General features: G+C 71.8%; 23 protein-coding genes. 13 read left to right on the top strand and 10 right to left on the bottom strand.

Annotated features, from left to right (window positions below; genetic code table 11):
- Positions 1–53: 53 nt before the first annotated feature.
- The 3 genes from def to EV187_RS11455 all read right to left on the bottom strand — a co-directional run bounded on the left by def (position 54) and on the right by EV187_RS11455 (position 5387).
- Positions 54–545, bottom strand: coding sequence for a peptide deformylase (gene def / locus EV187_RS11445; protein WP_130353140.1), 492 nt, complete (start codon positions 543–545; stop codon positions 54–56).
- Between the two features lie 11 nt (positions 546–556).
- Positions 557–1918, bottom strand: a complete 1362-nt coding sequence (locus tag EV187_RS11450) for a MinD/ParA family ATP-binding protein (RefSeq protein ID WP_207221831.1) — start codon at positions 1916–1918, stop codon at positions 557–559.
- Between the two features lie 64 nt (positions 1919–1982).
- Positions 1983–5387: a pyruvate carboxylase gene (locus tag EV187_RS11455; RefSeq protein ID WP_130353141.1), complete on the bottom strand. Its 3405-nt coding sequence runs from the start codon at positions 5385–5387 to the stop codon at positions 1983–1985.
- A gap of 75 nt (positions 5388–5462) precedes the next feature.
- Here EV187_RS11455 and EV187_RS11460 point away from each other — a divergent pair, with 75 nt between their 5' ends.
- The gene (locus EV187_RS11460; protein WP_130353142.1) at positions 5463–6296 is read left to right on the top strand and encodes a ParA family protein; all 834 of its coding nucleotides are present in this window, start codon (positions 5463–5465) and stop codon (positions 6294–6296) included.
- A gap of 39 nt (positions 6297–6335) precedes the next feature.
- On the opposite strand, the gene EV187_RS11465 is transcribed toward EV187_RS11460, so the two are convergent.
- From EV187_RS11465 to EV187_RS11480, 4 genes are all read right to left on the bottom strand, one after another.
- Positions 6336–6890 (bottom strand): MerR family transcriptional regulator, encoded by a 555-nt coding sequence (locus EV187_RS11465; RefSeq protein ID WP_130353143.1) that lies wholly within the window; start codon positions 6888–6890, stop codon positions 6336–6338.
- A gap of 110 nt (positions 6891–7000) precedes the next feature.
- Positions 7001–7693, bottom strand: coding sequence for a transcriptional regulator FtsR (ftsR, locus tag EV187_RS11470; protein WP_130353144.1), 693 nt, complete (start codon positions 7691–7693; stop codon positions 7001–7003).
- A complete protein-coding gene (locus tag EV187_RS11475) occupies positions 7693–8106 on the bottom strand; it encodes an FHA domain-containing protein (protein WP_242609584.1) in 414 nt (137 codons plus the stop codon). Before EV187_RS11475 ends, ftsR begins: the two co-directional genes overlap by 1 nt.
- 110 nt (positions 8107–8216) lie before the next feature.
- Positions 8217–8840: a CDP-alcohol phosphatidyltransferase family protein gene (locus EV187_RS11480; RefSeq protein WP_130353145.1), complete on the bottom strand. Its 624-nt coding sequence runs from the start codon at positions 8838–8840 to the stop codon at positions 8217–8219.
- A 32-nt stretch (positions 8841–8872) separates the two neighbouring features.
- Between EV187_RS11480 and EV187_RS11485 the strand changes: the two genes are divergently transcribed.
- Positions 8873–9700 (top strand): DUF1295 domain-containing protein, encoded by an 828-nt coding sequence (locus EV187_RS11485; RefSeq protein ID WP_130353146.1) that lies wholly within the window; start codon positions 8873–8875, stop codon positions 9698–9700.
- 45 nt (positions 9701–9745) lie between these two features.
- Here the strand turns inward: EV187_RS11485 and EV187_RS11490 are convergent, their stop codons facing one another.
- Together EV187_RS11490 and EV187_RS11495 are read right to left on the bottom strand one after the other, a co-directional pair.
- The gene (locus EV187_RS11490; RefSeq protein ID WP_130353147.1) at positions 9746–10195 is read right to left on the bottom strand and encodes an NUDIX hydrolase; all 450 of its coding nucleotides are present in this window, start codon (positions 10193–10195) and stop codon (positions 9746–9748) included.
- Between the two features lie 24 nt (positions 10196–10219).
- Entirely contained in the window at positions 10220–10771 is a 552-nt protein-coding gene (locus EV187_RS11495) for a MarR family winged helix-turn-helix transcriptional regulator (RefSeq protein ID WP_130353148.1), read from the bottom strand.
- A 58-nt stretch (positions 10772–10829) separates the two neighbouring features.
- Between EV187_RS11495 and idi the strand changes: the two genes are divergently transcribed.
- From idi to EV187_RS11540, 10 genes are read left to right on the top strand one after another with little or no spacing between them, the layout of a single operon-like run.
- Positions 10830–11372, top strand: coding sequence for an isopentenyl-diphosphate Delta-isomerase (gene idi, locus EV187_RS11500; protein ID WP_207221807.1), 543 nt, complete (start codon positions 10830–10832; stop codon positions 11370–11372).
- The gene (locus EV187_RS11505) at positions 11365–12411 is read left to right on the top strand and encodes a polyprenyl synthetase family protein (RefSeq protein WP_242609551.1); all 1047 of its coding nucleotides are present in this window, start codon (positions 11365–11367) and stop codon (positions 12409–12411) included. The genes idi and EV187_RS11505 overlap by 8 nt, the downstream gene beginning before the upstream one ends.
- Positions 12408–13289, top strand: a complete 882-nt coding sequence (locus EV187_RS18355) for a phytoene/squalene synthase family protein (protein ID WP_165391166.1) — start codon at positions 12408–12410, stop codon at positions 13287–13289. The genes EV187_RS11505 and EV187_RS18355 overlap by 4 nt, the downstream gene beginning before the upstream one ends.
- Positions 13286–14893, top strand: coding sequence for a phytoene desaturase family protein (gene crtI, locus EV187_RS18360; protein WP_165391167.1), 1608 nt, complete (start codon positions 13286–13288; stop codon positions 14891–14893). The genes EV187_RS18355 and crtI overlap by 4 nt, the downstream gene beginning before the upstream one ends.
- Positions 14890–15279: a lycopene cyclase domain-containing protein gene (locus EV187_RS11515; RefSeq protein ID WP_130353149.1), complete on the top strand. Its 390-nt coding sequence runs from the start codon at positions 14890–14892 to the stop codon at positions 15277–15279. Before crtI ends, EV187_RS11515 begins: the two co-directional genes overlap by 4 nt.
- Entirely contained in the window at positions 15276–15608 is a 333-nt protein-coding gene (locus EV187_RS11520) for a lycopene cyclase domain-containing protein (RefSeq protein WP_130353150.1), read from the top strand. The genes EV187_RS11515 and EV187_RS11520 overlap by 4 nt, the downstream gene beginning before the upstream one ends.
- The gene (locus EV187_RS11525) at positions 15595–16503 is read left to right on the top strand and encodes a prenyltransferase (RefSeq protein ID WP_130353151.1); all 909 of its coding nucleotides are present in this window, start codon (positions 15595–15597) and stop codon (positions 16501–16503) included. The genes EV187_RS11520 and EV187_RS11525 overlap by 14 nt, the downstream gene beginning before the upstream one ends.
- 9 nt (positions 16504–16512) lie before the next feature.
- Positions 16513–16881 (top strand): RNA-binding S4 domain-containing protein, encoded by a 369-nt coding sequence (locus tag EV187_RS11530; RefSeq protein WP_130353152.1) that lies wholly within the window; start codon positions 16513–16515, stop codon positions 16879–16881.
- 59 nt (positions 16882–16940) lie between these two features.
- The gene (locus EV187_RS11535; protein ID WP_130353153.1) at positions 16941–17234 is read left to right on the top strand and encodes a GNAT family N-acetyltransferase; all 294 of its coding nucleotides are present in this window, start codon (positions 16941–16943) and stop codon (positions 17232–17234) included.
- Between the two features lies 1 nt (position 17235).
- Positions 17236–17922 (top strand): NAD(P)H-hydrate epimerase, encoded by a 687-nt coding sequence (locus EV187_RS11540; RefSeq protein WP_130353154.1) that lies wholly within the window; start codon positions 17236–17238, stop codon positions 17920–17922.
- Positions 17923–18043: 121 nt separating this feature from the next.
- Here EV187_RS11540 and EV187_RS11545 read toward each other — a convergent pair whose 3' ends face one another.
- Positions 18044–18883 carry an aggregation-promoting factor C-terminal-like domain-containing protein gene (locus tag EV187_RS11545; RefSeq protein WP_242609552.1) on the bottom strand — a complete coding sequence of 280 codons (840 nt, stop codon included), beginning with the start codon at positions 18881–18883 and terminating at the stop codon, positions 18044–18046.
- Between the two features lie 151 nt (positions 18884–19034).
- Here EV187_RS11545 and EV187_RS11550 point away from each other — a divergent pair, with 151 nt between their 5' ends.
- A complete protein-coding gene (locus tag EV187_RS11550; RefSeq protein WP_130353155.1) occupies positions 19035–19448 on the top strand; it encodes a YchJ family protein in 414 nt (137 codons plus the stop codon).

Raw genomic sequence — 19448 nt, forward strand, 5'->3', positions numbered from 1 at the left:
GGCATCCGCGGGGCCCTTCGTCGTGGACCGCCGTGCGCCGGAGCCGTGCGCGGTCAGAACCAGTCCGACTCGCGAACCTCCTTCATCGCCGCACGGCGCTCCGCCTTCTCGAGCCGATCGAGGTAGAGGATGCCGTCGAGGTGGTCGGTCTCGTGCTGCAGCGCCTGCGCCATGAGTCCGGTGCCGGAGAGCTCGACCTCGTTGCCGTCGAGGTCGATGCCGCGAACCCGGGCGAACGGATGCCGCGGCGTCTTGTGCCAGAGGCCGGGGACCGAGAGGCACCCCTCGTCGATGAGCTCCGCCTCGCCCGAGACCTCGACGATCACGGGATTCAGGATGTACCCGACCTCACCGTCGACGTTGTAGCTGAATGCGCGCAGGTTGACGCCGATCTGCGACGCCGCCACGCCCGCGCGGCCGGGGAGCCTCACGCTGTCGATGAGGTCGGCGACGAGCGCGCGCACCCCATCGTCGATCTGTTCGACGGGGGTGGAGACGGTCTTCAGGACGGGGTCGCCGAACAGGCGAATGGGACGTTCCGGCAATTGCGCTCCGATCAGTGCCCGCGGTCCACGGGCAGGCCTTCCACCACGAGGGCCGCGAGTTCGCGCGCCGCGTGCTGCGTCACGGGACGCAGTTCATCCCAGTGGACGACGGATCCGGCCGCGAGCTGCGGGTCGTACGGGATCCGCACGATCTCGCGCACGCGCGACTGGAAGTGGGCTTCGATCTCGTCGACCTTGACGAGGTGCGTGCCCTGCGTCGCCAGGTTAATCGCCACGACCGCATTGCGCACGAGCTCGCCGTAGCCGTTGGCCTCGAGCCAGGTGAGGGTCTCGGAGGCGAGTCGCGCCTCGTCGACGCTGCCGCCCGACACGACGACGATCGAGTCGGCGCGCTGCAGCGTCGCCCGCATCACCGAGTGCACGATGCCGGTGCCGCAGTCGGTGAGCACCAGCGAGTAGTACCGGGCGGCCAGTCCGGCGACGACGTTGTAGTCGTTGTCGTCGAACGCCTCGGAGAGGGTCGGGTCGGTGTCGGACGCCAGGATGTCGAGTCGCGTCTCGTCGCGCGAGACGAAGCCCGAGAAGTCGGTGTAGCCGCCGATCGACGACGCCTTCGTCACGACGTCGCGCACCGTCTCGCGGGTCTGCCGGTCGACGCGCTCGGCCAGTGTGCCGCGGTCGGGATTCGCGTCGATCGCGATGATCCGATCGTCGCGAGCGTCGGCCAGTGCCATGCCGAGGAGCGCGGTGATCGTCGTCTTGCCGACGCCGCCCTTGCGGGTGAGCACGGGAACGAACCGCGCGCCGCCCTCGAAGCGCCGCTGGATGCGACCGCTGAGTTCCTTGTGGGCGCGGACCTTGGCGGAGTCGCCCAGGTTGACCAGGTGCAGTGAGGCCTCGTAGAGGAACCGGTTGAACCCGCCGTGCGGTGCCGGACGGGTCGTGCGGTTGAGGTCGATGAGTCGGTCGGCGGTCAGCGACTCCGACGTCTCGGGCACCTCGGCCGGGGCGAGCCCGTCGTTCGGCACGTCGACCACCGCGACGTGGCTGCCGGTGTCGGTGCTCACCCGCTCACGGCGGAGCCTCGACGCGTCGGACGCGAGGATGGCGCTGTACGGCGACGGGTCCCGACGGTAGGAGCTGCGGTAGCTGCCTGCGAGTGCCGGGGTGACGACCTCCACCGACGTCGTCGAGGCGCCGCCCCCGACGACCGATCCGGGGTTGACGGCGACGTCGTCGATCGCGACCGCGACCTCGTCCTCGGGCATCTCGGGCCTCGGCGCGGGTGGGAGGTCGACGCGGATGTTCAGGCTGTCGGGGACCGCTTCCGCAGCGTGCGCACCGGTCGACGGTGCGAGCTCGGCGCGATCGGCCGACGTCGAGTGCCCACCGGCAGCCCGGCGCCTCGTCATCTCTTCGTCGCCCATGTCGTCAGCCACCGATACCCCTCCTCATCAGTGCGAACACATGGACAGCCTAGCGCGGGCGCACGACGACGAGCAGATCGCCGGCTTCCACCTGCTGGGTCTTCGGGATCGCCACCCGCTCCACCACCCCCGCGATGGGCGACGTGATGGCGGCCTCCATCTTCATCGCCTCGATCGAGGCGACGCTCTGGCCGGCCGCGATCTCGGCCCCCGCCTCGACCTGGAGGGTGACCACGCCGGAGAACGGCGCGGCGATGTGCCCGGGCTGCGAGGCATCCGCCTTCTCGGCAGCACGCGACTCGACGACGATGCTGCGATCGCGCACGAACACGGGTCGCAGCTGGCCGTTGAGGATCGTCATGACGGTGCGCATGCCCTTGTCATCGGCCTCGCCGATCGCCTCGAGCCCCGCGTACAGCCGGACGCCCTTGGCGATCTCGACGACGTGCTCGGAGCCCTGGCGCAGGCCGTAGAGGTAGTCCGTCGTGTCCACCACCGACAGGTCGCCGAAGAGCTCGCGGATCTGCTCGAACTGGCGGGTCGGCGCGGGGAACAGCAGCGCGTTCAGCATCGCGCGACGGGTGGTCGCGTCGGCCTCGAGGGCGGCGCGCTGCTCGTCGGTCAGCTCGGTGACGCCGATCCGCACGTCCTTGCCGGCGAGCACCTTTGTGCGGAACGGCTCGGGCCAGCCGCCCGGCAGGTCGCCGAGCTCGCCCGCCATGAATCCGATCACCGAGTCGGGCACGTCGTACTTCTCGGGATTGGCCGCGAAGTCGGCCGGATCCGCCTTGACCGCGGCGAGGTGCAGCGCGAGGTCGCCGACCACCTTCGACGACGGCGTCACCTTCGGCACTCGGCCGAGGATCTGGTTCGCGGCCGCGTACATGTCCTCGATGAGCTCGAAATCGTCGGCCAGGCCCAGCGCGATCGCCTGCTGGCGCAGGTTCGAGAGCTGACCGCCGGGGATCTCGTGGTGGTACACGCGGCCGGTGGGACCGGGCAGTCCCGACTCGAACGGCTTGTAGATGCGGCGCACGGCCTCCCAGTACGGCTCGAGGTCGGCCACGGCCTGCAGCGAGATCCCGGTGTCGCGATCCGTGTGCGCGAGTGCCGCGACGAGCGACGACGCCGACGGCTGGCTCGTGGTTCCGGCCATCGGTGCGCTGGCCACGTCGACCGCGTCGACGCCGGCGCGGCTCGCGGCGAGCAGCGTCGCGAGCTGTCCGCCCGCCGTGTCGTGGGTGTGCAGGTGCACGGGCAGGTCGAAGCGCTCGCGGAGCGCGGACACGAGCCGCTCGGCTGCCGCCGGCCGCAGCAGTCCGGCCATGTCCTTGATCGCGATGATGTGGGCGCCGGCCGCGACGATCTCGTCGGCGAGGCCGAGGTAGTAGTCGAGCGTGTAGAGGTCCTCGGCGGGGTCGAGCAGGTCGCCCGTGTAGCAGAGGGCCACCTCGGCCACGGCGTGCCCGGTGGCGAGCACGGCGTCGATCGCGGGGCGCATCTGGTCGACGTCGTTGAGCGCGTCGAAGATGCGGAAGATGTCGACGCCGGTGGCCGCCGCCTCGCGGATGAAGGCGTCGGTGACCTCGGTCGGGTACGGCGTGTAGCCGACCGTGTTGCGGCCGCGCAGGAGCATCTGGATGTTCACGTTGGGCAGGACCTCGCGGAGCGCGGCGAGCCGCTCCCACGGATCCTCGCCCAGGAACCGGAGCGCGACATCGTAGGTCGCGCCGCCCCAGGCCTCGACGGAGAGCAACTCAGGCGTCATCCGGGCGACGTACGGCGCCACCGCGACGAGGTCCTTGGTGCGCACGCGGGTCGCGAGCAGCGACTGGTGGGCGTCGCGGAAGGTGGTCTCGGTGACGGCGAGGGGGGTCTGCTCGCGGAGGGCGGCGGCGAATCCGACCGGTCCGAGCTCGAGCAGGCGCTGTCGCGATCCGGCAGGCGCAGGCGCCGACAGGTCGATGGGGGGCAGCTTGTCCGCCGGGCTCACGGACGTGGGCGCCGGTCCGTTCGGCTGGTTGACCGTGACATCCGCGAGCCAGTTGAGGATCTTGGTTCCGCGGTCCTTCGAGACGCGTCCGCGCACCAGCTGCGGACGCTCGTCGATGAACGAGGTGCTGAGGTCTCCGGCGACGAACGCCGGGTCCTCCAGCACCGCCTGCAGGAACGAGATGTTCGTGGAGACCCCGCGGATGCGGAACTCGGCGAGGGCGCGCTTCGCGCGGGCGACCGCAGCGGGGTAGTCGCGCCCTCGGCAGGTGAGCTTCGCGAGCATCGAGTCGAAGTGAGGGCTGATCTGCGCGCCCGGGTTGACGGTGCCGCCGTCGAGGCGGATGCCCGCGCCGCCGGGCGAGCGGTACGTCGTGATCTTGCCGGTGTCGGGACGGAACCCGGCGGTGGGGTCCTCGGTGGTGATGCGGCACTGGAGTGCGGCGCCGCGCAGCCGGATGGCGTCCTGCTCGAGGCCGAGCTGCGCGAGGGTCTCCCCCGCCGCGATGCGGATCTGCGAGACCACGAGGTCGACGTCCGTGACCTCCTCCGTGACGGTGTGCTCGACCTGGATGCGCGGGTTCATCTCGATAAACACGTGCTGGCCGGCGCGCTCGCCGGCCGTGTCGAGCAGGAACTCGACGGTGCCGGCGTTGACGTAGCCGATCGACTTCGCGAACGCGATGGCGTCGCGGTACAGCGACCGGCGCACGTCGTCGGAGAGGTTCGGCGCCGGCGCGATCTCGATGACCTTCTGGTGGCGACGCTGCACCGAGCAGTCGCGTTCGAAGAGGTGCACCGTCTCGCCCGTGGCATCCGCCAGCACCTGCACCTCGATGTGGCGGGGGCGCAGCACCGCCTGCTCGAGGAACATGGTCGGGTCGCCGAAGGCGCTGTCGGCCTCGCGCATCGCCTCCTCGAGGGCGCCCCGGAGGTCGTCCTTCGAGGCGACGCGCCGCATTCCGCGGCCGCCGCCGCCCGCCACGGCCTTCGCGAAGATGGGGAAGCCGACCTCGTCGGCCTGGGCGACGAGCTCCTCGATGTCGCGCGAGGGCGGAGTCGACTTGAGCACGGGCACGCCGGCGACGATCGCGTGCTCCTTCGCCGTGACCTTGTTGCCCGCCATCTCGAGCACCTGCTTGGGCGGCCCGATGAAGGTGATGCCCGCCTCGACGGCCGCCTGCGCGAGCTCGGGGTTCTCGGAGAGGAACCCGTAGCCCGGGTAGATCGCGTCCGCCCCCGATTCCCTGGCGACGCGGATGATCTCCGAGACGTCGAGGTAGGCGCGAACCGGATGCCCCGGCACGCCGATCTGGTAGGCCTCGTCAGCCTTGAGGCGATGCAGGGAGTTGCGGTCCTCGAACGGATACACCGCAACGGTCTTCGCACCGAGCTCGACTGCCGCTCGGAACGCCCGGATCGCGATCTCACCGCGGTTGGCTACCAGGATCTTCGTGAACATGCAGGCCTTTCCGACGGGTTTCCGCACAGCGAACATTTAGGTATCGCCCGAGCACTAAAGGTAACGTATCTGTTCGTGCACGTTCTCTCCGTCAGCTCCCTGAAGGGCGGCGTCGGCAAGACCACCGTGACCCTCGGATTGGCGTCGGCGGCCTTCGCCCGCGGCGTCCGCACGCTGGTCGTCGACCTCGACCCGCAATCCGATGTGTCCACGGGCATGGACATCCAGATGGCCGGCCACCTCAACGTGGCCGACGTGCTCGCCTCCCCGAAGGAGAAGATCGTCCGTTCGGCGATCGCCCCGAGCGGTTGGGCCAGGTCGAACCCCAGCTCGACGATCGACGTCATGATCGGGAGCCCCTCGGCCATCAACTTCGACGGCCCGCACCCGTCGATCCGCGACATCTGGAAGCTCGAGGAGGCGCTCGCGAACGTCGAGGCCGACTACGAGCTCGTGCTGATCGACTGCGCGCCCTCGCTCAACGCGCTCACCCGCACGGCCTGGGCGGCCAGCGACCGCGTGGCCGTCGTCACCGAGCCCGGGCTGTTCTCGGTCGCCGCCGCCGACCGCGCGCTGCGTGCCATCGAGGAGATCCGCCGCGGCCTCTCCCCCAGGCTCCAGCCGCTCGGCATCATCGTGAACCGCGCGCGCGTGCAGTCACTCGAGCACCAGTTCCGCATCAAGGAGCTGCGCGACATGTTCGGACCGCTCGTGCTCTCGCCCCAGCTGCCTGAGCGCACCTCGCTGCAGCAGGCGCAGGGCGCGGCGAAGCCCCTGCACATGTGGCCGGGCGAGAGCGCCGAGGAGATGTCGCGTCATTTCGACCAGCTCCTCGAGCGAGTGCTCCGCACGGCACGCATCGCCGACTACGCGGGCACGCCGCTCGAGCTCGAGTCGCCCGTCATCTGACGTCATGATGCCGCTCCGGCGGCGTCGGCACCGCGACCGTCAGGAGATGCGACGTGACCGGGTGCCGCGACGCGCGGCGAGCTCGTCCATCGGATCGGCGGGGTGGGTGTCGAGCTCCACGAGCGTCGACTCCACCTCGCGCAGCACCTTGCCGACGGCGATGCCGAACACGCCCTGGCCGCGATTGACGAGGTCGATGACCTCGTCGTCGGAGGTGCAGAGGTACACGCTCGCGCCATCGCTCATCAGGGTCGTCTGCGCGAGGTCCTCGATGCCCGCCTCGCGGAGCTGGGTGACGGCGGTGCGGATCTGCTGGAGCGAGATGCCCGTGTCGAGCAGGCGCTTCACGAGCTTGAGCACGAGGATGTCGCGGAAGCCGTACAAGCGCTGGGATCCGGAGCCGGCGGCCCCGCGGACGGTGGGCTCGACGAGCTGCGTGCGTGCCCAGTAGTCGAGCTGGCGGTAGGAGATGCCGGCCGCACGCGCCGCGACCGCGCCGCGATATCCCGCGGCGTCGTCGTGCTCCGGCATGCCGTCGGTGAAGAGCAGGCCGAGGTCGTAGCGATCGCGCTCACTCCGGTCGAGCTCACTCATCCGATCGCCCCTCACTCTCACGCCCGCACCCCGTTGGCGCGAGTCCCACGCTACCCACGCGGGGTGCCTCCGCCAAACACATCGGGCCGAACGTCACGGCGTGTCGCGGATCAGCGGGTGAGGCGTGCGAGTGCGCTCCTGACGACGGCCGTGCGAACCGTCTCGAGCTGGTCGGCGAGCTCGAGCGCGCGCTCCGCGGCACGCGCCTTGTCCGCGGCATCCGACCGCCTCGACGGCGCGATCGCACGCTCGACGAGCGCGGCCTCACGTTCGGCGGCAGCGCGGAGCCCGCGCAGGTGTCGCGCCTCGATGCCGACCTCGCGGAGCGACACGAGGGCCGCCAGCACGCCCAGCGCATCGTCGCCGTACACCTCGGCCGCGGGCAGCAGCGACGCCGAGATCGCCTCGTCGAGGAGCGCGCGAGAGGCGCCGGCCGCCTCCACGAGCTCGTCGCGGCGGTAGCGTCGCGCGCCGGCCAGGAAGGATGCCGCACTGGCGGCTCCCGGGAGCGCAGGGGTCGCGCCCGCGTCGATCGACTCGAGGTGGGCGCGAATGACCTTCAGCGGCAGGTACTGGTCTCGCTGCATCGACAGCACGACGGTGATGCGCTCGACGTCGGCCTCGGAGAACTTGCGGTAGCCCGCCGCCGTGCGCGCCGGCGACACGAGGCGCTGCTCCTCGAGGAAGCGCAGCTTCGACGGCGTCAGCTCGGGGAACTCGGGCTGGAGTCGCGCGAGGACCTGGCCGATGCCGAGGAGTTGGCCCTGGCCGCTCGCGTGGGCGGAGGCGGCGGTGCCCGGCACTAGCCGCTCGCCAGCGGCGCCAGGTCGCGTCGGGAGGCGTAGAAGGTGAGTCGGTACTTGCCGATCTGCACCTCCGCGCCGTCGCTGAGGAGCGCGGTCTCGATGCGCACCCCGTCGAAGTACGTGCCGTTCAGCGAGGAGAGGTCCTTCACCTCGAAGGCGGTGCGGTGCCGGAGGAACTCCGCGTGGCGGCGGGACACCGTGACATCGTCGAGGAAGATGTCGGCGTCGGGATGACGGCCGACCGTCGTGACGTCCGTGTCGAGGAGGAACCGGGCTCCGCTGTTCGGACCGCGACGGACGATGAGCAACGCCGAACCGGAGGGCAGGGCGGCGATCGCCTCCTGCTCCTCTGCGGTGATGTCGGCGTCGACCGCGGTCAACTGCGCAGCCGCGTCGCGGCTGAACCCGATCGTCGTGTCGGCGGTTCCGTCGCCGACGACGCCGTTCGAGCTCGTCGCCGGAGACTTGCCGTCGGCCTCGTCCGCCCCGCCAGCCTGAGAAATGTCGGTATCCGCCACGGCTAACCTCCTTGTTCCAGCGTATCGGATCGAGGCTCGTCCGCCACACGCGGAATGCGGATGACGCGGGCCGTCTCGATCGCGTAGATGATGCCCGCCCACCAGTACAGGAACGCCCCCCAGAGGGTGATCGCCCACCCGATCGGTTCGCTCACGGGCTCGACCACGGGGAACGCGAGGCCGAGCATGATGACAGGGAGGCCGAAGAAGAGCGCGAAGGTGGCCACCTTGCCGAGCTGGTGCACGGGCAGCGGTCCATAGCCGTGGTTCGCGAGCACGACGCCGAGGATGAGGAGGAAGACGTCGCGGGCGACGATCACCACGACGATCCACCACGGCACGAGCTGGTTCGCGGCGAGTCCGACGAGGGCCGCGAAGATGTACAGGCGATCGGCGGCGGGATCGAGGAGCTGACCGAGCCGGGTCACCTGGCCGAGCCGCCGCGCGAGGTAGCCGTCGAGCAGGTCGGTGAAGCTGGCCACGATGAGGATCACGAGCGCCGCGACGTAGTCGCCGAGCACGATGAACACGAGGAACGGCGGCACCAGCGCCAGGCGCAGCATGCTGAGCACGTTCGGGATCGTCCAGATCCTCGTGCCCACCGCCCCCGCGCCGTCCCCGCCCACGCTGCGATCCTATCGACCCCTAGAATGCCGCCATGGGTCCCCTCGTCGTGTGTCTCGTCATCTGCGCGGCCGTCACCGCCGCGACCTGGATCGCCTCGCTCGTGACCCGCGAGTACTCGTGGGTCGACCGGATCTGGTCGGTCGTGCCGGTCGCCTACGTGTGGGTGTTCGCCGTGTCGGGCGGATTCGACGCGCGCCTCGTGCTGATGGCCGTGCTCGTGACCCTCTGGGGCATCCGGCTCACCGTCAACTTCGCACGCAAGGGCGGCTACCGTCCGGGCGGAGAGGACTACCGCTGGGCCGTGCTGCGCGGTCGGATGGCCCCGTGGCAGTTCCAGCTCTTCAACCTGCTCTTCATCTCGATCTACCAGAACGCCCTCATCCTCCTGTTCTGCCTCCCGGCCCTCACGGTGTACGCGGCGGGGCCGACGCCGCTCGGCGCGTGGGATGTCGTGCTCGCGATCGTGTTCCTCGCGTTCCTCGCCGGGGAGACGGTCGCCGACCATCAGCAGTGGGTGTTCCACCGGTGGAAGGCGGCGGAGCGCGCGGCGGGCCGGGTGCCGCGACCGGGCTTCCTGCAGACCGGGCTCTTTCGGGTGTCCCGGCATCCGAACTTCTTCTTCGAGCAGGCGCAGTGGTGGGTGTTCTACGGCTTCGCCGTGGCCGCGACGGGCGTGTGGCTGCACTGGACGATCGCGGGTGCGCTGCTGCTCACGCTGCTGTTCATCGGGTCGACGGCGTTCACCGAGTCGATCTCGCGCTCGAGGTACCCCGACTACGACGCCTACCGCGCTCGCACCTCGGCGATCGTGCCGTGGTTCCCGCGATCGCACGCGACGGCGGGCGAGCGCACCGCCTGAGGGGCGAGGGCGTCCCGCCGGGCCGGAGTCGGATGGCGCCCGGCGTCAGAGTCGCGAGCGCAGGCCCGGCCACGACTCGGCGAAGCGCGGGTGCAGCGGCAGGGCGTCGACCTGGTCGACCGCGACCCAGCGGAGCTCGATGCTCTCGGGGTCGCTGACCACCGGCGCGAATCGTTCGGCCGCATCGGCGACCACGGTCGTGTACGACCAGTAGCCCAGGTCGAACACGGAGCTGAACCGGACGCTCAACGCCTCGGCCGGGACGCCGGCCTCCTCGCCGGCCTCGCGCACGGCCGCGTCGACCGCGCTCTCGCCCTCGTGCCGCGCTCCGCCGGGCATGCCCCAGGTGCCGCCGAAGTGGCTCCACTGCGCGCGGTGCTGGAGCAGCACCTCGAATCGCGGGCTGACGACGAGCAGCCCAGCGGCGCCGAATCGCCCCCAGTACCGCGATCCGTCGGGACCCTCGACCCACGCATCCCCGCTCGCACCGCTCATGAGTCCAGCATGGCGCACGCCGGATCAGGCCGGGGACGGTGGCCCGTCGGGCGCGGCCGTCCCGACCGGCGCCTCGGCGGCGGGTGCACGGTCGACGATCGCGGCGAGCCCGTCGAGGAATCCGATCACCACCGCGCGTTCCGCCGGGTCAAGGGAGGACGCCAGCCTGAGCATGGCCTCGTGCATGGGGCCGAGCGCCCGCCGCAGGCGCTCGTGGGCCCCTGGCCGCGTGCCGAGCAGCAGCACGCGGCGGTCCGACGGATGCCGGGACCGCTCGATGTACGCGCCCTTCACGAGCCGGGCCACGACCTTCACCGTCGCCGCGGTGGTGATGCCGAGGGCGCGCGCGAGCCCCGCGCTCGTGGCGGGACGCCCGCCCCGCTCCATGCGGATGATCCAGCGCAGCGCGGCCAGGTCGGTGTCGCCCATGTCCATGTCGTCGCGGGTGCGCCGACGCATCGCGGCCTCGGCGGCGCGGTGCCGGCGCACCGCCTCGAGTACCGCGATGGCGGAGGGATCGGCTTCGTCGTACCAGTAGCGATCGCCATTCGAACTTTCGATTGTTCCCCTCGGCATGGGACGATGCTATCGTCACATCACTAACTTAGTTAGCGATTATTGCTGGGAGGCCACCATGTCGCACACCATCGAGGCGATCGAAGACGAGGTCGTCCTCCTCGACGAGTCGGGGTCGCCGGTCGGGCGAGCGCCCAAGAGCGCGGCGCACGGCCCCGACACGGCTCTGCACCTCGCCTTCTCGTGCCACGTCGTGAACACGCGCGGCGAGCTGCTCGTGACACGGCGGGCCCTGTCGAAGCAGGCCTGGCCCGGGGTCTGGTCGAACTCGTTCTGCGGACATCCGAGGCCCGCCGAATCGCTGACGGCCGCCGTACGGCGACGAGCCGAGTTCGAGCTCGGCATCGAGCTCACCGAGGTCGAGCTCGCGCTGCCGTTGTTCCGCTACCGGGCGACCGATGCGAACGGCACGGTCGAGAACGAGGTGTGCCCCGTCTACATCGCCGCCACGGCGGACGAACCCGACCCGAATCCCCGCGAGATCGCCGAGTACGCCTGGGTCGCGCCGCACGAGGTCGGGCGAGCGGTGGCTGCGGCGCCCTGGGCGTTCAGCCCGTGGCTGGTGCTCCAGGCGAGGGAGTTGGAGCTCTTCCGTGCCTGACCTCGTCGACTCCGCGATCGACGACGGGCTCCGGACGTTCTTCGCCGATGCCCGCGACCGTGCCGCCGCGTTCGGCGTGCACTACGCCGCCCTCTGGGAGTCGCTCGAGCAGCAGAGCTCGGGCGGCAAGCGGATCCGACCCCGCCTCGTGAACGCGGCCTACGCCGGGCTCGGCGGCGCGGACCCGGCGCTTGCCACGCGCGTCGCGCTGGCCTTCGAGCTGCTGCACACGGCGTTCCTCATCCACGACGACGTGATCGACCGCGACACCGTCCGGCGCGGGGCGCCGAACATCGCGGCGCGGTTCGCGGATCGTGCGCGCGCGCACGGCGCCGACGACCGGGCGAGCGAGATCTGGGGCGAGACCGCCGCAGTGCTGGCCGGGGACCTCGCCCTGAGCCGGGCCCATCGCGAGATCGCGACGCTGCCCGTTCCCGCCGAGTGCCGGGCCGCCCTGCTCGACATCCTCGACCGCGCCGTCTTCGTGTCCGCGGCGGGCGAACTCGCCGACGTCGTGCACGCCGCCTCCCCCGAGCCGCCCGAGGTCGGCCGGGTGCTCGCGACGCTCGAGCACAAGACCGCCGTGTACTCCTTCGAGTGCCCGCTGACCGCCGGCGCCGTGCTCGCCGGAGCGAGCGAGGACGCGATCGGGGCGCTGGCACGATACGGTCGACTCGTGGGCGTCGCCTTCCAGATCACCGACGACATCCTGGGCGTCTTCGGCGACCCGGAGGTGACGGGCAAGTCCACGGCCTCCGACCTGCGCGAGGGCAAGCAGACGGCGCTCACCGCGCATGCCGCGACCACGGACGCCTGGCCGGCCATCTCCACCCGCCTCGGCGACCCCGATCTCGACGATGCCGCCGCCGACGCCCTGCGCGATGCGCTGCTCGGCTGCGGAGCGCTCGATGCCGCCCGGCGTCTCGCCGACGAGCACGTCACCCTCGCGCGGTTCGAGCTCGACACCGCCGACCTTCCCGGCGCCCTGCGGACCGAGCTCGGCGACCTCGCGCAGCGCGCCACGGAGCGGATCCGATGAGCGAGGAGCCGTCCCTGCTCGGCCGGTACGACGACGCGGCCGAGGCCAGTGCCGCGGTCGTGATCGGCCGGTACTCGACATCGTTCGGGGCAGCCGCGCGCCTCCTCGACGCGACCTCGCGCCGCCGCATCCGCTCGATCTACGCCCTCGTGCGGGTCGCCGACGAGATCGTCGACGGCACCGCGCGCGAGGCCGGGCTCGACGACGCCGAGCTGCGCCGGGTGCTCGACGACCTCGAGGCCGAGACGGAGTCGGCACTTCGGCGCGGCTACTCGGCCAACCTCGTGGTGCACGCGTTCGCGAAGACCGCGCGCGATGCGGGCATCGACGAACGACTCACGCGGCCGTTCTTCGCCTCGATGCGGCGCGACCTCGATCCGTCGCCCATCGCCGCCGACGAGGTCGCCGCCTACATCCACGGGTCGGCCGAGGTGGTCGGGCTCATGTGCCTCGCCGTGTTCCTCATGGACGAGCCGGCGGATGCCGCGCGCCGCGCGCGCCTCGAGGACGGCGCCGAGCACCTCGGCGCCGCGTTCCAGAAGATCAACTTCCTCCGCGACCTCGGCGTGGATTGGCACGTGCTCGGCCGAAACTACTTCCCGTGGCTGGATCCCGGAGCGTTCACCGAGGCGGACAAGGCGAGCATCCTCGACGACATCGACCACGACCTCGAGATCGCCGGGCGCTCGATCCGCGAGCTCCCGCGTCGGGCGCGCGCCGCCGTCTCCGCGGCGCACGGGCTCTTCTCGAAGCTCGCCGCGCGGTGTCGGGAGACGCCGGCCGATCGGCTCATCGCCACGCGCATCCGGGTGCCCGACGGCGAGAAGCTCGCGATCGCCGTCCGCTCGGCGATCGCGGCCGGGGGGCTCGGGCGATGACCGCGGCATCCGAGCGGATCGTCGTCATCGGCGGCGGCATCGCCGGCCTGGCGTCGGCTGCGCTGCTCGCGCGCGACGGGCACCGCGTCACCCTCCTCGAGGCGCGCGAGGAGCTCGGCGGCCGGGCCGGCACCTGGGAGCGGAGCGGGTTCCGATTCGACACCGGGCCCTCGTGGTACCTCATGCCGGAGGTGTTCGACCACTTCTTCCGCATGTTCGGCACGAGCGCGGCCGAGGAGTTGGAGCTCACGCCGCTCGACCCCGGGTACCGCGTGTACGCCGACGGCTACGACGCCCCGCTCGACGTGCGCGCGTCGCGAGCCGAGAACGTGGCCCTCTTCGAGTCGGTCGAACCCGGCGCCGGCGCGGCGCTCGACCGGTACCTCGACTCCGCGTCGTCGACGTACGACATCGCTCGACGTCGCTTCCTGTACACGAACTTCGACGACCCCCGTGCCTTCGTCGCGCCCGAGGTCCTCGGTGGAGCCGTGCGCCTGGCCCGCCTGCTCGCGACGCCGCTCGACCGATTCGCCGCGCGCTCCGTGCGCGATCGACGGCTGCGGCAGGTGCTCGGGTATCCCGCGGTGTTCCTCGGATCCTCGCCCTCCACGGCGCCGGCCATGTACCACCTCATGAGCCACATGGACCTCGAGCAGGGCGTGCTCTACCCGCAGGGCGGGTTCGGTGCGCTCATCGGGCGCATCGCGGCGCTCGCGGAGGCGGCGGGCGTCGAGGTCATCACGAACGCGACGGTGGAGGCGATCGAGCTGACCGAGGACGCCGTGCCGTCGGTGACCGGCGTGCGCTACAAGGGTCCGAACGGCGCACCGCATCGAGCGGCGGCGGATCGCGTCGTCTCGGCGGCGGACCTGCACCACACCGAGACCGAGCTGCTCCCGCCCCACGCGCAGACGTATCCCGAGCGATGGTGGGACCGCAGGACGTCGGGCCCCGGAGCGGTGCTGGCGATGCTCGGGGTGCGCGGGCGGATGCCGGGCCTGCTCCACCACACGCTGTTCTTCACCGAGGACTGGCACGCCAACTTCGAGCGGATCTTCGGCGACGATCCCAGGATCCCGGACCCGGCCTCATTCTACGTGTGCGCGCCGAGCGCGACCGACCCGACCGTCGCGCCGCCGGGCGACACGAACCTCTTCGTGCTGGTGCCGGTGCCGGCCGACGTCTCGATCGGGCGGGGCGGCGAGGACGGCGCGGGCGATCGCCTCGTGGAGCAGGCCGTCGATCGCGCCGTCGCCCGCATCGCCGCGGCGACCGGCTCCCCCGACCTCGAGCGACGGATCGTCGTGCGCCGCACCGTCGGGCCGGCCGACTTCGCCGAGGACCTGCACTCCTGGAGCGGCGGCGCGCTCGGGCCGGCGCACACCCTCCGGCAGAGCGCGTTCCTGCGCGGCACGAACCGTTCGCGACGCGTGCGCGGGCTGCTCTACGCGGGCGGGACGACCGTGCCCGGTGTCGGCCTGCCGATGTGCCTGATCAGCGCCGAGAACGTGCTGAAGCGCGTGCGCGGCGACCGCTCGAGCGGTCCACTGCCCGAGCCCGCCGTCGCCGAGCGCTCGGCCGAGTTCGACCGGAACCCGGGATGACGGGACTCGCCTACCTCGGCGGCCTGCTCCTCTCCATCGGCGCGATGGCGCTCATCGACGCACGATGGCGGCTCGCATTCTGGAGGTCGCCCGGCGCGTCGGCCGCGGCCGTGGGGGCGGGCACGGTGCTCCTGCTGCTGTGGGACCTCGCGGGGATCGGGTTCGGCGTGTTCTTCCGCGGTGACTCCCCCTGGGCGACCGGCCTCGTGCTGGCACCCGAGCTTCCCGTGGAGGAGCCGGTCTTCCTCGTGTTCCTCTGCTACCTGTCGCTCGTCGCGGTGCTCGGCATCGAGCGGATGCTGCGGCGCGATGCCGGGCCGGACGGCGAGCCGGGCACCGCGTCATCGACGGATGCGGCGTCGAAGCCCGGCGGGGGGCATCCGTGACGTACGCCCTCATCTGCCTGCCCTTCCTCGCGGTCGCGGCCGTGCTGGCCGTGCTGGCGGCACGGACACTGCCACCCCGGCAGCGGCGCCGGCGCTGGATCGCGACCGGCCTCGCCGCTGCGCTGCTGCTCGTGCTCACCGGCGTGTTCGATTCGGTCATGATCGCCGCCGGCCTGTTCGACTACGCCGAGGGCACCAGGCTCGGGCCGACGGTCGGGCTCGCACCCATCGAGGACTTCGCGTATCCCATCGCGGCGGTGCTGCTCGTGCCGGCGGTGTGGACGCTCGCGCGCGGGCGCGGCGGGAGGCGGGCGAATGGAGCAGACTGAGGCGGTGCGCACGGGAGCCCTCCACGCGATCTCGCAGGTGCTCCTGTCGTCGCGTCCGATCAGCTGGATCAACACCGCATTCCCGTTCGCCGCCGCCTACCTGCTCACGAACGGCTCGGTCGACGCGCTCTTCGTGGTCGGCACCCTGTTCTTCCTGATCCCGTACAACCTCCTCATGTACGGCGTGAACGACGTGTTCGACTACGAGTCCGACCTGCGGAACCCGCGGAAGGGCGGCACCGAGGGCGCGCTGCTCGAACCGGGGCTCCATCGGGTGGTGGTGTGGGCCGGGGTCGTCACGGCGGCCCCGCTGCTGGCGGCGATGCTCTGGCTCGGCGGCACGGGGCATCCGTGGTCGTGGGCCATGCTCGCCGTGAGCCTGTTCGCGGTGTTCGCCTACTCGGTGCCGGGGCTGCGGTTCAAGGAGCGGCCCGTCCTCGACTCCATCACCTCGAGCACGCATTTCGTGAGCCCGGCGGTGTACGGGCTCGCCGTGGGCGGCGCCGAGCCCACCCCGCAACTGCTCGCCGTGCTCGCGGCGTTCTTCTGCTGGGGCATGGCCAGCCACGCGTTCGGCGCCGTGCAGGACGTCCTCCCCGACCGGGAGGGCGGCATCGCGTCGATCGCCACGGCCTTCGGCGCACGCGCGACCGTGCGGATCGCACTCGGGCTCTGGCTCGTCGCCGGAGCGCTCATGCTCGTGACCGAGTGGCCCGGCCCGCTCGCCGCGCTGCTCGTCGTGCCGTACCTCGTCACCGCGTGGCCGTACCGTTCGGTGACCGACGCCGACTCCGGCACGGCCAACCGCGGCTGGCGACGGTTCATCGCCCTGAACTACGCGGTCGGATTCCTGGTGACGATGCTCCTCATCTGGTGGGCGCTCGTCCGGTCGTAGGCTGGCAGCATGTCCGACTCCCCGGTTCGCATCGACGCGTGGCTGTGGGCGGTGCGGCAGTTCAAGACACGCTCCGCGGCGACCGCGGCCTGCCGTGCCGGCCACGTGCGCGTGAACGGCGAGCGGGCGAAGGCCGCGCAATCGGTGCGGCCCGGCGACGAGGTGCGGGTGCGCATCGAGGGCTTCGATCGGCTGCTGGTCGTGCGCCAGACCCTCGTGAAGCGCGTGTCGGCGACGGTCGCGGCCGCGGCGGTCGAGGATCGCACGCCTCCACCGCCGCCACGCGAGGCCGTGCCCGTCGTCCCCGTGCGCGATCGCGGAACCGGCCGTCCGACGAAGCGGGAGCGGCGCGACCTCGAGCGACTGCGCGGCCGGTGAACGACGCGCCACGGCGTCGGACCGGCCCGAGCCGGTGCGGCCGGGCGTAGCCTGAAGCGGTGCAGAAGGAACTGAGCCATGAACCGGATGCCCGACGCTACGTGCTGCGCCTCGACGGCGACATCGCGAGCGTGCTCGACTACCGTGAGCTCGGCGACTCCGTCGCGTTCACGCGGACCTTCACGAATCCGCCCTACCGCGGCAACGGCCTCGCCGGCGAGCTCGTCGCCTTCGCGGTGGACGACGTCGAGGCCACCTCGGATCGCCGGATCGTGCCGAGCTGCTGGTACGTCGGCGAATGGTTCGACCGGCATCCCGACCGCGCGCGCATGGTCGACCCGCGAACGGCCTGAGATGATCCACGGCTACTCCGCCGAGCAGGTGCGGGCTGCGGAGGCGCCGCACCTCGCCGCCGGCGAGCCGCTCATGCGACGGGCCGCGGCGGCCCTGGCGGCCGAGCTCCGACGCGTGCTCAGCGAGGCAGGTGCCGCCGATGGCCCCGTCGTCCTCCTCGTCGGGTCGGGCGACAACGGCGGCGACGCGCTGTTCGCCGGAGCGGAGCTCGCCGGCGACGGCGTCGACGTGTCGGCCGTCGCCGCATCCGATCGGATGCACGCCGACGGCGCGGCGGCAGCGCGCGCCGCAGGGGTGCGCATCCTGGGCGGCGCCGGTGAGGGGGCAGAGGTCGACCACGCGCTGCGGTCGGCCGCGGTGGTCGTCGATGGGATCCTCGGCACGGGGACGAGCGCGGCTCCGGCGCTGCGAGGGCCGGCTCGCGAACTCGTGGCGGCCGCGATCCCGATCGTGCGCGATCGGGGCGTCCCGGTGGTCGCCGTGGACCTGCCGAGCGGCATCCACCCCGACGACGGCAGCGTGCCGGACCCGACGGTGCTGCCCGCGACCCTCACGGTGACCTTCGGAGCCGTGAAGGCAGGACTCCTCCTCGAGCCCGCAGCGGGCTACGCGGGCCGCGTGGAACTCGTCGACCTCGGGCTCGGGCCCGACCTCGCGTCCGTGACGCCGCTCGTCAGCGTCCCCTGAGGCTCGCACCGGCGCGACGCCACGCGCGGTCGGTCGAGCCCGGGACGGCCGTGCCCTGAACCCGGGACGACGAAGCGGGCCCCGGTCGTTCGACGCGGGCCCGCTTCGGAGGAACGACCGATCAGTACCAGTTGACCGACTGCGAGTGCGACCACGCGCTGCACGGCGTTCCGTAGGCGCTCTTGATGTAGCCGAGGCCCCACGTGACCTGGGTCGCGGCGTTGGTCTCCCAGTCCGCACCTGCGGTCGCCATCTTGCTGCCGGGCAGCGACTGCGGGATGCCGGTGGCGCCGCTCGACGCGTTGTAGGCGGTGTACGACCAGCCCGACTCCTTCTGCCACAGCTTGTCGAGGCACTGGAACTGGTCGGAGCCCCAGCCGTACTGCGAGGCCGCGAGGTCGGCCGCGAAGGCGCGGGCGCCGTCGGGCGTGTTGCGCGAGGCGAGGTCCGCCGCCGCGGCGGCCGCCGCTTCGGCCTGCGCCTGGTCGTACGCTGCAGCGGCCGCGGCGGTCTTCGCCGCCTCGGCGCGGGTCACCTTCGTGAGGTCGAGGACCTCGTCGACGGGAATGCTGCGGTAGTCGCTCAATGATGCGACGGATGCCGCGAGACCGGAGGTGTCCGCCTTGCCGTCGGCTGCGGCCAGGGTGGCGTTCGCGGCGGTGATGGTGTCCTCGGCGGTGTCGATGGCCTTCGCGGCGGCGATGGCGCTGTACGCGCCGAGCTGCTCGGAGCGCAGGCCCGACGTCGCGTTGAGCGCCGCGGTGGCGTCGATGCGGGCCTGGGTCGCAACCGCGCTCTGCACGGTGAATCCCGTGCCGACGAGGAGGCCGGCCGCGGCGAGCGCGCCGGCGGCGATGATCCGCTTGCGGCCGGTGCGGCGACGGCGGATGCCGCGACGGGTGAGTTCGGCGTCGGAGTTGGAGGCGTTCTGGGCGTGCGTGTTGGAGGTTTCGTTTCGCATGGGTTCGTGTCGCTCGGATGGTGATCGTCGGGGGCTGCGCCTCCGAGCGCGGGCACAAGTCCCCTACTCTGCACGGTGAATCTGGACGGTTCCTCAGTTTCTTCTGTGCAATCCATGTCCATGCATGTTCCGGCATCGCAATACTGGGAGGATGCCGACGCCGCCCATCGGGTTCCCCGATCCCCTGCCCGACGACCGGTGCCCGTGCCTCAGCGGGTCGCCGTTCGGCGAGTGCTGCGGGCCGTTCCTCGCCGGTGCGGCCGATGCCCCGACCGCCGTGCAGCTCATGCGGTCGCGGTACACCGCGTACGTCGTGGGCGACCGTTCGTACCTGCTCGCCACGTGGCATCCGTCGACCCGGCCGGCCCGGCTCGAGCTCGACCCGACGATGCGGTGGTATCGCCTGGACATCGTGCGTCGCGAGCGCGGCGGCCCGCTCGACCGTGACGGGATGGTCGAATTCCGCGCCTTCGCCCGGCACGACGGCGGCCGCGGCGAGCAGCACGAGACGAGCCGCTTCCTTCGCGAGGGCGGCCGTTGGTGGTACGTCGACGCGGCCGGCTGA

This window comes from Agromyces ramosus, assembly GCF_004216665.1.
Taxonomy (GTDB): domain Bacteria; phylum Actinomycetota; class Actinomycetes; order Actinomycetales; family Microbacteriaceae; genus Agromyces; species Agromyces ramosus.

Coding starts and splice junctions, on each gene's coding strand:
- EV187_RS11525 (WP_130353151.1), top strand. CDS start 15,595: ATGGAGCAGACTGAGGCGGTGCGCACGGGAGCCCTCCACGCGATCTCG.
- EV187_RS11490 (WP_130353147.1), bottom strand. CDS start 10,195: ATGAGCGGTGCGAGCGGGGATGCGTGGGTCGAGGGTCCCGACGGATCG.
- EV187_RS11540 (WP_130353154.1), top strand. CDS start 17,236: ATGATCCACGGCTACTCCGCCGAGCAGGTGCGGGCTGCGGAGGCGCCG.
- EV187_RS11545 (WP_242609552.1), bottom strand. CDS start 18,883: ATGCGAAACGAAACCTCCAACACGCACGCCCAGAACGCCTCCAACTCC.
- EV187_RS18355 (WP_165391166.1), top strand. CDS start 12,408: ATGAGCGAGGAGCCGTCCCTGCTCGGCCGGTACGACGACGCGGCCGAG.
- EV187_RS11515 (WP_130353149.1), top strand. CDS start 14,890: ATGACGGGACTCGCCTACCTCGGCGGCCTGCTCCTCTCCATCGGCGCG.
- EV187_RS11495 (WP_130353148.1), bottom strand. CDS start 10,771: ATGCCGAGGGGAACAATCGAAAGTTCGAATGGCGATCGCTACTGGTAC.
- EV187_RS11455 (WP_130353141.1), bottom strand. CDS start 5,387: ATGTTCACGAAGATCCTGGTAGCCAACCGCGGTGAGATCGCGATCCGG.
- EV187_RS11550 (WP_130353155.1), top strand. CDS start 19,035: ATGCCGACGCCGCCCATCGGGTTCCCCGATCCCCTGCCCGACGACCGG.
- crtI (WP_165391167.1), top strand. CDS start 13,286: ATGACCGCGGCATCCGAGCGGATCGTCGTCATCGGCGGCGGCATCGCC.
- EV187_RS11465 (WP_130353143.1), bottom strand. CDS start 6,890: ATGAGTGAGCTCGACCGGAGTGAGCGCGATCGCTACGACCTCGGCCTG.
- EV187_RS11450 (WP_207221831.1), bottom strand. CDS start 1,918: ATGACGAGGCGCCGGGCTGCCGGTGGGCACTCGACGTCGGCCGATCGC.
- idi (WP_207221807.1), top strand. CDS start 10,830: ATGTCGCACACCATCGAGGCGATCGAAGACGAGGTCGTCCTCCTCGAC.
- EV187_RS11485 (WP_130353146.1), top strand. CDS start 8,873: ATGGGTCCCCTCGTCGTGTGTCTCGTCATCTGCGCGGCCGTCACCGCC.
- EV187_RS11530 (WP_130353152.1), top strand. CDS start 16,513: ATGTCCGACTCCCCGGTTCGCATCGACGCGTGGCTGTGGGCGGTGCGG.